General features: G+C 66.1%; 10 protein-coding genes. 3 read left to right on the top strand and 7 right to left on the bottom strand.

The annotated features are described in order from the left end of the window. Nucleotides 1–49: 49 nt before the first annotated feature. Both WDB66_RS10285 and WDB66_RS10280 read right to left on the bottom strand, forming a co-directional pair. Entirely contained in the window at nucleotides 50–916 is an 867-nt protein-coding gene (locus WDB66_RS10285; RefSeq protein WP_339398486.1) for an ATP-grasp domain-containing protein, read from the bottom strand. A gap of 136 nt (nucleotides 917–1,052) precedes the next feature. After that, on the bottom strand, nucleotides 1,053–2,708 hold the full coding sequence (locus tag WDB66_RS10280; RefSeq protein ID WP_339398485.1) for an electron transfer flavoprotein-ubiquinone oxidoreductase: 1,656 nt from the start codon (nucleotides 2,706–2,708) through the stop codon (nucleotides 1,053–1,055). A 111-nt stretch (nucleotides 2,709–2,819) separates the two neighbouring features. On the opposite strand from WDB66_RS10280, the gene WDB66_RS10275 reads away from it, so the two are divergent. Beyond that, entirely contained in the window at nucleotides 2,820–4,178 is a 1,359-nt protein-coding gene (locus WDB66_RS10275; RefSeq protein ID WP_339398484.1) for an amidase, read from the top strand. A 6-nt stretch (nucleotides 4,179–4,184) separates the two neighbouring features. Here the strand turns inward: WDB66_RS10275 and WDB66_RS10270 are convergent, their stop codons facing one another. Further along, nucleotides 4,185–5,147, bottom strand: a complete 963-nt coding sequence (locus WDB66_RS10270) for a DMT family transporter (protein WP_339398483.1) — start codon at nucleotides 5,145–5,147, stop codon at nucleotides 4,185–4,187. Between the two features lie 99 nt (nucleotides 5,148–5,246). Between WDB66_RS10270 and WDB66_RS10265 the strand changes: the two genes are divergently transcribed. Next, nucleotides 5,247–6,479 carry a threonine/serine exporter family protein gene (locus WDB66_RS10265; protein ID WP_339398482.1) on the top strand — a complete coding sequence of 411 codons (1,233 nt, stop codon included), beginning with the start codon at nucleotides 5,247–5,249 and terminating at the stop codon, nucleotides 6,477–6,479. 119 nt (nucleotides 6,480–6,598) lie between these two features. Here the strand turns inward: WDB66_RS10265 and WDB66_RS10260 are convergent, their stop codons facing one another. Beyond that, nucleotides 6,599–6,979, bottom strand: coding sequence for an H-NS histone family protein (locus tag WDB66_RS10260; protein WP_339398481.1), 381 nt, complete (start codon nucleotides 6,977–6,979; stop codon nucleotides 6,599–6,601). A gap of 324 nt (nucleotides 6,980–7,303) precedes the next feature. On the opposite strand from WDB66_RS10260, the gene WDB66_RS10255 reads away from it, so the two are divergent. Then, entirely contained in the window at nucleotides 7,304–8,149 is an 846-nt protein-coding gene (locus WDB66_RS10255) for a hypothetical protein (protein ID WP_339398480.1), read from the top strand. A 260-nt stretch (nucleotides 8,150–8,409) separates the two neighbouring features. On the opposite strand, the gene WDB66_RS10250 is transcribed toward WDB66_RS10255, so the two are convergent. The 3 genes from WDB66_RS10250 to WDB66_RS10240 all read right to left on the bottom strand — a co-directional run bounded on the left by WDB66_RS10250 (nucleotide 8,410) and on the right by WDB66_RS10240 (nucleotide 11,037). After that, nucleotides 8,410–10,122, bottom strand: coding sequence for a proline--tRNA ligase (locus WDB66_RS10250; RefSeq protein WP_339398479.1), 1,713 nt, complete (start codon nucleotides 10,120–10,122; stop codon nucleotides 8,410–8,412). Nucleotides 10,123–10,322: 200 nt separating this feature from the next. Then, nucleotides 10,323–10,607, bottom strand: a complete 285-nt coding sequence (locus WDB66_RS10245) for a hypothetical protein (RefSeq protein WP_339398478.1) — start codon at nucleotides 10,605–10,607, stop codon at nucleotides 10,323–10,325. Nucleotides 10,608–10,614: 7 nt separating this feature from the next. Continuing rightward, the gene (locus WDB66_RS10240; protein WP_339398477.1) at nucleotides 10,615–11,037 is read right to left on the bottom strand and encodes a DUF4124 domain-containing protein; all 423 of its coding nucleotides are present in this window, start codon (nucleotides 11,035–11,037) and stop codon (nucleotides 10,615–10,617) included. Nucleotides 11,038–11,172: the final 135 nt, after the last annotated feature.

Here is an 11,172-nt window from a genome sequence, read left to right as displayed (position 1 = left end):
TGCAATCGAAGAAAAGGCCGGGCAGTGATGTCCGGCCTTTCTTGTGGGCTCAGTCGCTCATTAGTCGCGCAGCCAGCACGGTGGCGAGGCGTTGCGCGCTGCCGGGCGTGGTGTCGAGGAACAGCGAGGGCTCGGTCAGTTCCAGTTCCAGCAGTTGCGGGCCATCGCGCGATGGCAGCAGATCGACGCGGGCATACGTCAGCGGGCCGAACGGCAGCGCGGCGATCACCTGTTGCGCCAGCGCCAGTTCGGCAGGATCCGGCTCGCGTGCGCTGATCTGCTCGGGCGCGAACAGCTGCTGCGTGGGGCCTTCATCACGGCGCAGCAGCGCGCCCTTGCGGATCGCGTGTGAGTAGACGCCGTCGAAGAACAGCAGCGCGGTTTCCCCATGGGTATCGACTTCCCTCAGATACGGCTGGATCAGGGCCGAACGCTGGTCGGCGATCAACCTTTGCACATGGGCGATGGCATCGGCGCGTTGCGCCCGCAGGTAGCGCTGCGCATCACGCGAGCCGGCCCCGACCGCCGGTTTCACGACGAATTCGCCGAAGTCCGGGAACGCATCGGGCGCGTCGCCCGGTTCGATGAAGTGGCTTTCAACCGTCGGAATGCCGCGCGCGGCCAGGTCGCCGAGATAGTGCTTGTCGGTGTTCCAGCACACTACTTCGAGCGGATTCAGCAAGGTGCTGGTGGCGGCCACATGGGCGCACCAGTCCAGGAACCTGGGCAGATCGTCGAAGTAGTTCCAGGTGGAACGCAGCAGCACCGCGTCGAAGGCGGACCAGTCGACGGTTGCATCGTCCCAGTCGGCGCGATGCACATCGAAGCCGACATCGCGCAGAGCGGCCTCCAGCGACGGATGGTCGTCGTCCAGCGCACGGGCGGCCGCGACAGTGGCAAGGCAAAGGCTGGTCATAGTCCGGTCCGCTGTGGTGGAGGTTGAGAAGATGCTGGCGCGACCGGCAGCCGCCGCCAGAATGTGGCTGAGGGTACCCGCGCCTATCTGCGTGGACGCACGGCAACCCGGGTTCGAGCCACCGTGCGTACGCACGTCACATACCCGCGTAGTTTGGCCCGCCGCCGCCCTGCGGTGCGACCCACACGATGTTCTGGGTCGGGTCCTTGATGTCGCAGGTCTTGCAGTGGACGCAGTTGGCGAAGTTGATCTGCAGGCGTTCGCTGCCGCTTTCCCCCACGAACTCGTAGACCGCGGCCGGGCAGTAGCGCGCTTCCGGCCCGGCGTATTGCGCCAGATTCACGCTGACCGGAATCTCCGCATTCTTCAGCGTCAAATGCGAGGGCTGGTCTTCGTCGTGATGAGTGCTGCTGAGGAAGACCGAGCTGAGGCGATCGAAGGTCAGCACGCCGTCGGGCTTGGGGTAGACGATCTTCTCGTGCTTGGAGGCCGGTTCCAGGCTGGCGTGGTCGGGCGTGCGGCGGCGGATCGTCCATGGCGGGGTCTTGATGCCGAGTCTGGGCAGCAGCCACTGCTCGATGCCGTTCATGAAGGTCGCGATCCACAGCCCCTTCTTGAACCACTGCTTGAAGTTCTTCGAGGCCGACAGTTCCTCGTGCAGCCAGCTTTGCTCGAACGCGGCCGGGTAGGCGGAAAGCTCGTCATGGGCGCGGCCTTCGGCGATCGCGGCGAAAGCGGCGTCGGCCGCCAGCATGCCGGTCTTGAGCGCGGCATGGCTGCCCTTGATGCGGCTGGCGTTGAGGAAACCGGCCTCGCAGCCGATCAGCGCGCCGCCGGGGAACACGGTTTTCGGCAGCGACAGCAGGCCGCCGGCGGTGATCGCACGCGCGCCGTAGCCCACGCGCTTGCCACCTTCCAGATGCTGGCGGATCGCCGGGTGGGTCTTGAAGCGCTGGAATTCCTCGAACGGGCTGAGCCAGGGGTTCTTGTAATCCAGCCCGAGCACGAAACCGACCGCGACCTTGCCGTCCTCCATGTGATACAGGAACGAGCCGCCGTAGGTGTCGCTGGCCAGCGGCCAGCCGGCGGTGTGCACCACCAGGCCCGGCTGCGCCTTTTCCGCCGGCACCTGCCACAGCTCCTTGATGCCGATGCCGTAGCTCTGCGGATCGCGGCCTTCGTCCAGCTTGAAGCGTTCGATCAGCTGGCGACCGAGCTGGCCGCGCGAGCCTTCCGCGAAGATCGTGTACTTGGCCAGCAGTTCCATGCCGCGCTGGAACTGGTCGGTCGGGTTGCCATGCTTGTCCAGGCCCATGTCGCCGGTAGCCACGCCGCGCACCACGCCGTTGTCGTCGTACAGCACTTCGGCAGCGGCGAAGCCGGGGAAGATTTCCACGCCCAGCGCCTCGGCCTGCTGCGCCAGCCAGCGCACCACATTGCCGAGGCTGACGATGTAGTTGCCCTGGTTGTGCAGGCTGTCGGGGATGAAGAACTGCGGTGTCGCGGTGGCGCTTTTTTCGCTGAGGAACAGGATCTGGTCGCGTGTGACCGGCTGGTTCAGCGGCGCGCCCTTTTCCTTCCAGTCCGGGATCAGTTCGGTCAGCGCGCGCGGGTCCATGATGGCGCCGGACAGGATGTGGGCGCCGGGCTCGGAGCCTTTTTCCAGCACGCAGACGGAAAGTTCGCGGTTCTGCTCGGTAGCCAGCTGCTTGAGCCGGATCGCGGCTGCCAGGCCACCGGGGCCGGCTCCGACGATGACCACGTCGTATTCCATGAACTCGCGCTCGCTCATTGGCTGGCTCCTTCGACACGCATGCGTATTGATGCAACGCGAGATTGTGGCGATTTGCGGCGGGTCGGGCAATCGCGCACCATCACCGGCTCACTGCATACGAGCTCCACGATGACGATCACCGCCGAATCCCTGCGTCACCGCCCGCTGATTTTCGTGCTGCGCGCCCTGGCCACCGGTGAAGTATCGAGTCAGGCGCTGACCACGGCGTTTCTCGAAGCGATCGCGCGCGATGCGGCGCTGAATGCCTGGACCTGGGTGGATCAGGAAGGTGCGCTGGAAGCGGCGCGGCAATCCGATGCGAGGCGCGCGTCCGGCGCCCCGCTCGGGCGGCTGGACGGGGTGCCGTTGGCGATCAAGGACAATATCGATGTGGCTGGCATGCCGACCACCGTCGGATTGCCCGGGCGTCGCGGGCGGCGCGCAGAAAACGATGCGCATATCGTGTCACGCCTGCGTGGTGCCGGTGCGGTGCTGCTGGGCAAGACCAATCTGGACGAGGCCACGCTCGGCACGGTCGGGCGCAATGCGCATTACGGCGATGTCGGCAATCCGTTCCTGCCGGGCCGGGTCAGTGGCGGTTCTTCGGCCGGTTCGGCAGCGGCGGTTGCGGCCGGGCATGCGGTGGCGGCGCTGGGTTCGGACACCCTGGGTTCGGTGCGGATTCCGGCGGCGTTCTGCGGCGTGATCGGTTTCAAGCCGGGCTTCGGAGAGCTTTCCTGTCGCGGCATGGCGCCCTCGCTGCGGCGGCTGGATTGCCCCGGCATCCTCGCGCGCCAGGTGCAGGACATCGCGCCGTTGCTGCAGACCATGGCCGGCTACGATGCCGCCGATCCGCGTTCGCGCCGCCGTCGCGTGGCGCTGGCCTTGCCGGACTGGGATCCGTCCTGCCTGCGTGTCGGCGTGCTGGCCGATGCGGCTGCGGCCGGTGCCGAGCCGGCGGTGGCCAGCGCGTTCCAGAGCGCGGTGCAGCGAGCTTCGGGCCTGTTCGGCCAGGCCGGTGCGATCCACTTTGATCTGAATGAGCTGGAAGTCGTCGCGACCCGGCGCGCGGCATTGCTGATGATGGAAGCCGAGCTGCTGGCCGCGCACGAGCCGGATCTGGGCGGCGCGTCGGAGCAGGTGCTGACGATGCTCGCATTCGCGCAGAAGAAATCGGCCAGCGATTACGCGCGTGCGGATCTGCGGCTGGATCAGCATGTGGTGCGGGTGCGGCAGATGTTCGAACGGTTCGATGTGCTGATCCTGCCGGTGGCGCCGTTGCTGCCGCCGGCAACCGATGCGCCCGAACCTTCGACCTTGGCCGATTTCACCGCGCTGGCCTCGCTCGCCGGTTGCCCGGCGTTGTCATTGCCGCTGGAGCAGGGCACCGGCCTGCAGCTGGTCGGCCTGCCGGGCAGCGACCTGCGGCTGCTGGAACTGGGCACGGTGTTGGCGGCGGTGATCGAGGCCGAAGGCCAGCCCGGCTGAGGCGCCTCAGACCGCCAGCATCAGCACCACGCCGCCCAGCGTCAGCGACACGCCGAGCGCGCCGCGCAGGCCGAGCGGTTCGCGCAGCCACAGCCAGGCCATCAGCACGATGAAGATCGATGCGGTTTCGTTGAGGATCGCCGCGATCGAGGCCAGGGTGTATTTGTAGCCGCCCAGCCATAACAGCATCGACAGGAATTGCCCGATGAAGGCGGCGGCCAGCAGCATCTTCCAGTTCACCCGGCGCCCGGCCGGCGACAGCTGGCGCAGCTGGCCGCGCAGCGCCGCGATCACCACCAGCCCGGCGATCGCGCCGATCAGGCGCAGCAGGGTCACCCAGCCCAGCGGTTGGGCTTCGAGCACCGGCTTGATCATCACGATCGCCACCGCCATCAGCGCGATCGACGCCAGCCCGAGCAGGACGGCGGTCAGGTGGGAGATATGGGTCGGCGCAGCTGCGGTCTCGGCCGGCAACATCGGGCGCGGTGCCAGCGGCAGATCGAGATGGCCGTTGTTTGCGGCACGTGAGGCAGGGCGCCGCGCGATCACCATGACCCCGGCCATCACCAGCACGAAGCCGGCCAGCTGCCACGGCCCCAGCCGTTCGTCCAGAAACAAGACCGACAACAGGATCACCAGCGGGCTGTAGCTGTTGCCGATCACGCCCATGCGGCCGGCGCCCAGACGCGCCAGCGCGGTGAAATACAGGGTGTCGGCCAGCGCGATGCCGAGCAGCCCGCTGCCCAGCGCCAATGCGGCTTCAGGCAGCGACATCGTCGGCAGGCCGCCACCGTGCAGCATTGGCACCAGCGGCAACACCGCCAGCAGCATCAGCAGCACCAGCGAATTCTTCAGCAGGCCCAGCGTCATCGGTGGCAGGTCGCGCACCAGTTGCCGGTACAGGATCACGCCCACGGCCCAGGCCGCCGCGCTCAGGATGGAGAGGGTTTCGCCCAGGCCGATGTGCATGGCTGCATTATCATTGAAGATTCACGAATCGTTGCGATCCACTGCGCATACTGCGCAGCCCGCCGCAGATGGTGCTGCGGGCCATCTGCCGGCTTTCCGATGACCCACTACCCCTACGCCGCCCGCGTCGAGTTCGTTGTCGAACTGGCCCGGCGCCTGCACACCTACGGCACCACCGCGCAACGTCTGGAAGGGGCGATCATGGCCGTGGCCACGCGTCTTGGATTGCGCTGCGAGCCGTGGCTGAGCCCGACCGGGCTGATCCTGTCGTTCTCCGATGCGGCGCGGCCGGAAACCACGGCCAACACCACGCAGGTGGTGCGGCTGGCGCCGGGCGATGTCGATCTGCGCAAGATGTGCGAAGCCGACGACATCGCCGAGCGCGCATTGCGCGGCGAGCTGGAAGTGAATCAGGCGCTGGCGGAGTTGCAGGCGCTGGACCGGCCGCTGCGGCTGCGCGACAAGCTGATGTCGATTTTCGGTTTCGGTCTGGTGTCCAGCTCGATCACGGTGCTGCTGCACAGCACCTGGACCGATGTGGTGGTGGCCGGAGGCATCGGCCTGCTGATCGGTGCGCTGGCGGTGCTGGGCGCAAGCCACGCGCGTCTGGCCGAATCGCTGGAACTGATCGCAGCCTTATTGGCCACGCTGATTGCGGCTGCGATAGCCGCGTTTGTCGTGCCGCTGTCGCTCAATACCGTGATCGTGGCTTCGGTCATCGTGCTGATGCCCGGCATGATGCTGACCAATGCGGTATCGGAATTGACCAGCCAGCATCTGGTTTCGGGCACGGCGCGTTTTTCCGGCGCCATGGCGGTACTGCTGAAACTGGCCTTCGGCAGCCTGATGGCGTCGCAACTGGCGCAGTTGCTGGGCTGGGTGCCGCTGGAGCACGGCACCGTGGTGGCACTGCCGGACTGGATGGAATGGGTCGCCTTGCTGGGCGCGGCCTTGGCGTTCGCGGTGTTGTTCAAGGCCGCGTGGCGCGATTATCCGCTGGTGATGGCCGCTGCGATCCTGGGTTACGTGGTCACGCGCGTGGCCGGGTTGTGGGTGCCAAGCCCGGCGGCGGTGTTCGCGGCCAGCGTTGTGATCACTCTGGCCAGCAACATATACGCGCGTTGCGCCAATCGCCCAGGCGCGCTGATCCGTGTGGCTGGCATCATCCTGATGGTACCCGGCAGCGTCGGCTTCCGGGGCGTCAGTTCGCTGATCGAACGCAATACCACGCTGGGGCTGGATATCGCACTGGACCTGACGATAATCCTGGTGGCGCTGGTCGGCGGCATGCTGATCGGCAATGTGCTGGTGCCGGCGCGGCGCAATCTCTGACCAGCGGATCGCCTACCTTCCGACTGCCGGCTCGCTGGTTCCCATGCCGGATGCAACGACGACACAAATGAATAATCCCCGCGAGCGGGGATTATTCAAGGGTGTTTTGCGAAGCCGGATCAGGCCGAAGGCGGTGGCGTGATCAGCAGATCCTCGCGCGTCTTGCCCGAATCGATCAGCGCCACGAACCACAGCGGCGCCTTGCCGCGACCGGTCCAGGTCTGCTCGTGGTTCTCGGGATTGCGGTACTTCGGCGGCACCTTGCGCACGGTGCCGGTGCGGCGCTTGGCCGGTGCCCGGGTGGTCGTGGTGGCGGCGGCGCCGGCGGCGGCGGGGAAGAGCTCGGCCAGCGTATAGCCTTCGGCACGGATCAGGCGGTTGACCTTGGCCCGCACCTGGGTAATCGAGCCGCGCTTCTTCTTGCGCTTGTGTTCGCGTGTCGCCTCGCTGATCAGTTTCTGCAGGGCCTTTGGCGTCATGGACGACAGGTCGATGCTCATGCGTATTGCTCTCCGGTCTGTGCACTATGCACGGGTAATCTCTTGTGGTGTTTCCCGATCAGGATTATTGCCAACCTGTGGGATAAGCGCGAGGATAATGCGCACCCAGTTTGGCTGCAAGTGCCCGAAAGTCCGGGCCAGGATGTGGCGCAGGTCACGGATAAATCCCTCCAGCCTGGCGCGGCGGTGGTGCGCATCTGCTTCGGCACGGTGTGCAATATGCGGAATCTACCAACCCGGTGCTTGTCGCGGAGCGGCCGCAGGGGTAGCTTTCCCTTTCGTCACGTGCATTTGCGTGGTTGCCATGGTTGGAGGACAGGGGACATGGGACTGTTGGATGAGCTGGAACAGGAAGCCTCGCGCCGGCGCAATGCCGAAAGTGGTGAGGAGGCCGGACGTCAGGCGCGTGAGGTGTACTGGCGCGAGCAGTTGCAACCGGCCGCGATCCGTCTGGGTGAGTACCTGGGCAAGTTCGCCGCCACGCTGACCGCCGCCGAACGCCGCATCCGGCTGGTGTATCCGGTGCCCGGCTATGGCGATGTGGTGGCATTCGGCGAGGCGCCGTTCGAATGCCGGGTGACACCGGGCCAGGTTCAGCATGAAATCGAGTTTTCCTTCGCCGCGCAGGCGTCGCCGGAGGAAAGCACGCTGGTCGTGGCCGAAACCCCGGGCAAGGTGCGGCTGGTCAACAGCCTGCTGCAGCAGCATCACCTTTCCGGGCTGCATGATGTCAACAAGAATGCCAATGGCGAGGTGGTGTCCGGGCGCTTCCAGGCGCGCGGGCGGATTCCGGTGAAAGTGCAGGTGCTGGCCTCGGCCGAGACCGGCAACCTGCGGATGAATTTCACCAATGTCGAAGCGTTCGGCAATGCGCAGCGCCTGTTCACCGCCGATGCGTTGACTGACGAGTTGTTCGACAACCTTGGCCGATATCTGCTGCGCCAGAATGCCGGTTTTTCCCGCGAGAAGGTGGGCGCCGATGTGCGCCGCCAGCTCCAGACCCAGGTGCAGCGCGACCAGGTGCGGCGTGAATGGGAAGCCAAACTGGCGTTGCAATTGCGCGAGGACGAGGCGCGGGTGAAATCGCTGATGGCGGCCAGTGCCTCGCCATCGGCCTTCATCGGACGGGTTGGCGGCAGTTTGCGAAGGTTGTTCCAGAAGGGCGGCTGAGCGCTGGTCCTTTCAATCCGGTGGTTTGCGGCCATGCAGCCGGGCGCATGAAAAATCACGTAGCCCAGGTAAGGCGAAGCCGCACACGGGGTCGGGATCGTGGGAAAAGCCGCATCCGGATCGGGATCAAAAGCCAACCCGGGTGCGGCTTCGGCTTACCCGAGCCACGGGGGCGGGAGATTTGATCAGATCGCCTCTTGAGCAAAAACGAAGGCCGCAGTCTGCGGCCTTCGTTGTTTTTCACCCTGTGCGGAACCGGATCAGCCGTGGCTGCCCAGCCCCAGGCGCTGGTCCAGCGTGGCGCGGTCCACGGCTTCGCTGTCGCTGGCACGGCGGTGGCGGTATTCGAAGGTACCGGCCGCCAGGCCGCGTTCGGATACCACCACGCGGTGCGGGATGCCGATCAATTCGATGTCGGCGAACATCGCGCCGGGGCGCAGGCCGCGATCATCCAGCACCACGTCCAGACCGGCGGCGGTCAACTCGGCCAACAGGGTTTCGGCGGCGGCGGTCACGGCCTGGTCGCGCTTGGGATTGATCATGCAGATCGCGACCTGCCACGGCGCCATCGGATCCGGCCAGATGATGCCGGCCTCGTCGTGGTTCTGTTCGATCGCCGCCGCCACGATGCGCGAAACACCGATGCCGTAGCAGCCCATGTGCATCACCTGCGGCTTGCCGGCCTCGTCGGTGACGGTGGCTTCCAGTGCCCTGGCGTATGTCTGGCCGAGCTGGAATACATGCCCGACCTCGATGCCGCGCGCGATGCCGATGCGACCCTGGCCATCGGGCGAGGGGTCGCCGGCAACCACGTTGCGGATGTCCACCACGTGCTCGGGTTCGGGCAGGTCGCGGCCGAAGTTGACGCCGGCCAGGTGGTAGCCGCGGCGGTTCGCGCCGACAACAAAATCACCCATCGCCGCGACCGTGCGGTCCACGATCAGATGGATCGGCTTTTTAGTGTTCAGCGGGCCGAGGAAGCCGGGTTCGCTGCCCAGGTGTTCGAGGATTTCCGCCTCGGTCGCCATGCGGTAATCGGCCAGACCCGGCACCTTGGCCAGCTTGATCTCGTTGGCGTCGTGGTCGCCGCGCAGCAGCGCCAGGGTGAAACCGTTTTCACCGAACAGCGCCAGTGATTTGACCGTGCGCGACAGCGCGATGCCCATCAGTTCGGCGACCGCTTCGCAGGTGGTCTGGGTTGGGGTCTCGATCTCGCGCAATTCTTCGGACGGAGCCGGGCGCGGCTCGGCCGGCGCCAGCGCTTCGGCCGCTTCCAGGTTGGCGGCGTAGTCGGAGGCGTCGGAAAACGCGATCGCGTCTTCGCCCGAATCGGCCAGCACATGGAATTCCTGCGAGGCATCGCCGCCGATCGCGCCCGAATCGGCCCGCACCGCGCGGAACTTCAGCCCAAGACGGGTGAAGATGCGGGTGTAGGCGGCGTGCATGTTGTCGTATTCGCGCGCCAGACATTCGGGCGAAAGATGGAAGGAATAGGCGTCCTTCATCAGGAATTCGCGCGCCCGCATGACGCCGAAACGTGGCCGGATTTCATCCCGGAACTTCATCTGGATCTGGTAGAAATTGATCGGCAGCTGCTTGTAGGAATGCAGCTCGTTGCGCGCGTAATCGGTGACGACTTCCTCGTGCGTGGGGCCGTAGCAGTAATCGGCGTCCTTGCGGTCGCGGATTTTCAGCAGCTGGCCGCCGAACTTCTCCCAGCGTCCGGTTTCCTCCCACAGCTCGCGCGGCTGGATCGAAGGCATCAGCATTTCGATGGCGCCGGCGCGGTTCATCTCTTCGCGCACGATGGCTTCCACCCGGCGCAGCACGCGCAGACCCAGCGGGCTCCAGGTATAGATGCCGGCGGCGAGCTTGCGGATCATGCCGGTGCGCAGCATCAGCTGGTGGCTGACGATTTCCGCATCGGCCGGGGTTTCGCGGGTGGTGGCAAGGTGGAAGTGCGACAGACGCATGGCAGATTCGCGTGACGGGGAAAGCCGGCGATTGTAGCCGGTTGGCCGGGGCGTGTCGGGCGCAGGTCGCAGCAGGCAGGTGGTGTACTGGCTGATCGGGCCGACGGCCGGATGCATTCCGGTCCGGCATTACATCCGGGGGCAGGATCGCTTCCGGCGGCTGCGTGCCGGGTGCGCCGGTGTGGGCCGGGCGACCGGGATTATTGCCGTGTTTCCGAACCCAGCGGCAGCGTGGTGGGCACGATGTTCTGGTTCGGGTCGATGCGCAGCACCTCGTACGGGCGCCCGTCGGGTGGGCGGTCGGTGATCTGCAATTCGCCCCGGGCGTTGTGCCAGCGGTACAGCACCGGTGCGTAATCGCGCGAGTGCGGATTCTGCCGGCGCCACTCCTCCGGCAGGCGTTCGGGCTGGTAGCGCCAGACCCAGGCTGCGGCGGCGGCCAGCAGCAACAGCACTGCCAGCGCGCCGAGCAGAGCGGACTTCATGGTGGGCTCAGGGGGTGTCGCAGTAGCGATCAACCAGACGCTGATTCCGGTCGATCTGGTCCTGACGTTCTTCCGCCGTCAGCAGGCGGCTTTCGCCCTCGAATTCGCCGGTGACATCCAGCGATGAGTTCAGTGCGATCAGATTGCGTCGGGCCGTATCGCAGTGGCGGGCACGGGTTGCTGCATCTTCAGCGGAAACCTGGGCGATGGAAGCGGTGGTTTCGGCGGTAACTTCGGGTTCGGGTTCCGGGTCGCTCCGTGTTGCACCCGTGCGTACATTCACCCGTTCGAACTTGCTGCTGTCCGGCGGTGTGTCCGAGTAGTGCACCACGCCGCGCTCGTCGGTCCAGCGGTAAACCTCGCTGGCCAGCGCTACGGAGCCGGAAGCCAGCAACATCAGGGCCAGGGGAAGGATGGGAAGGTATCGCATGCGTTGTTCTCCAGCGCGGGTGTAGGGATTCCCCGGCGCAAGTGTGCATCAAAAACGCGATCGAGCGAACGCATGGCCGGCGCGGATGCGGTAATTGCGTTGCCGGCGGCGGGCTGGCGTTCATCCGCATCGCGC

The organism is Denitratimonas organivorans (genome assembly GCF_037478135.1).
In the GTDB taxonomy this organism is placed as follows: Bacteria; Pseudomonadota; Gammaproteobacteria; order Xanthomonadales; family Xanthomonadaceae; genus Denitratimonas.
Note: the sequence above shows the minus strand (reverse complement) of the source record. Positions and strands in the feature narration are given on the sequence as shown.

What these genes read in the sequence shown, in the direction of transcription:
- WDB66_RS10285 (WP_339398486.1), bottom strand. Translation starts at nt 916, where the DNA reads ATGACCAGCCTTTGCCTTGCCACTGTCGCGGCCGCCCGTGCGCTGGAC.
- WDB66_RS10280 (WP_339398485.1), bottom strand. Translation starts at nt 2,708, where the DNA reads ATGAGCGAGCGCGAGTTCATGGAATACGACGTGGTCATCGTCGGAGCC.
- WDB66_RS10275 (WP_339398484.1), top strand. Translation starts at nt 2,820, where the DNA reads ATGACGATCACCGCCGAATCCCTGCGTCACCGCCCGCTGATTTTCGTG.
- WDB66_RS10270 (WP_339398483.1), bottom strand. Translation starts at nt 5,147, where the DNA reads ATGCACATCGGCCTGGGCGAAACCCTCTCCATCCTGAGCGCGGCGGCC.
- WDB66_RS10265 (WP_339398482.1), top strand. Translation starts at nt 5,247, where the DNA reads ATGACCCACTACCCCTACGCCGCCCGCGTCGAGTTCGTTGTCGAACTG.
- WDB66_RS10260 (WP_339398481.1), bottom strand. Translation starts at nt 6,979, where the DNA reads ATGAGCATCGACCTGTCGTCCATGACGCCAAAGGCCCTGCAGAAACTG.
- WDB66_RS10255 (WP_339398480.1), top strand. Translation starts at nt 7,304, where the DNA reads ATGGGACTGTTGGATGAGCTGGAACAGGAAGCCTCGCGCCGGCGCAAT.
- WDB66_RS10250 (WP_339398479.1), bottom strand. Translation starts at nt 10,122, where the DNA reads ATGCGTCTGTCGCACTTCCACCTTGCCACCACCCGCGAAACCCCGGCC.
- WDB66_RS10245 (WP_339398478.1), bottom strand. Translation starts at nt 10,607, where the DNA reads ATGAAGTCCGCTCTGCTCGGCGCGCTGGCAGTGCTGTTGCTGCTGGCC.
- WDB66_RS10240 (WP_339398477.1), bottom strand. Translation starts at nt 11,037, where the DNA reads ATGCGATACCTTCCCATCCTTCCCCTGGCCCTGATGTTGCTGGCTTCC.